General features: G+C 60.7%; 1 protein-coding gene. It reads left to right on the forward strand.

Going from position 1 to position 1,188, the window contains the following annotated elements; all coding sequences use genetic code 11:
* A partial coding sequence (locus tag AAAX36_RS09420) for an APC family permease (RefSeq protein ID WP_349075283.1) occupies positions 1–1,188 on the forward strand: 1,188 nt, incomplete at both ends.

The raw sequence follows: 1,188 nt of genomic DNA on the forward strand, positions 1-1,188 counted from the left end.
CTTCCTGATCCTGACCTTCCTGCTCCCTTACGGCATGGTCGTCGCCGAGCTCGGCACCACCTATGACGGCGAGGGCGGCATTTACGACTGGGTACGCGATGGCCTGGGCGACAAGTGGGGCGCCCGCATCTCGTACTACTACTGGGTCAACTATCCCCTGTGGATCGCCTCGCTGGCAACCATGTTCCCCGACATCCTGGGCATGGTCTTCGGCGTCGAGTTCAACCTGATCGCCAAGATGGTTATCGAACTTGCCTTCGTGTGGATCGTGTATCTCATGGGTCGCTCCAAGGCTGCCGACTCCGAGTTGGTCCTCAACGGTGGCGCCCTGATCAAGGTCGCCGTTGCCGTTATCGTCGGCGCTCTGGGCATCTGGTTTGCCATGGAGAACGGTTTTGCGAACGACATGTCCGCCGCCACCTTCCTGCCCGAGCTCACCAACACCAACGCGCTCGGCTACCTGTCGATCATCATCTTTAACTTCATGGGCTTCGAGGTCATCTGCACCATGACCGACGATATGGCCGATCCCGCTCGCGATATCCCCAAGGCTATCATCGTTGGCGGCCTGTCTATCGCCGTGATCTACCTGTTCGCTGGTTTTGGCATCGGCGCTGCTGTGCCGGCCGATTCCATCGATCCCGACTACGGCATGATCTACGCTGTCCAGACCATGGTGGGCGACTCCATGCTCTTCAAGGTCATCTGCATCGCCTTCCTGATCACCCTGTTCGCCAACATGGCCGCCTGGTCCTTCGGCGTCAACTCCGTCGCCCGCTACGCCGCCGAGCACGGCAACATGCCCAAGGTCTTCGCCTCGATGATCTCGGATGACGACATGCCCAACGGCGCCAACCTGGTCAACGCCGTCGTCGCCTCCCTGGTGCTGTGCCTGCAGCTCGTTCCCATCGACGCCATCTCCAACGGCGTCTTCTGGATGCTCTTCGGCACCTCCGTCCTCTTCCTGCTGCTCACCTACATCCCGATGTTCCCGGCGTTCCTCAACCTTCGCAAGAACGACCCGAACCGCGAGCGCATCTTCACGTTCCCGTTCAAGGGCGCGATGATGAAGGTCATGCTGGCCATCCCCTGCATCGAGCTGGTCCTGGCCATCGTCGCGACGCTGGTGCCGTTCTCCGCCGCCGAAATCGGCGACAAGGTCCCGATGATCGTCATCTTCATCGTGCT

The organism is Collinsella sp. CLA-ER-H10, assembly GCF_040092475.1.
GTDB lineage: Bacteria > Actinomycetota > Coriobacteriia > Coriobacteriales > Coriobacteriaceae > Collinsella.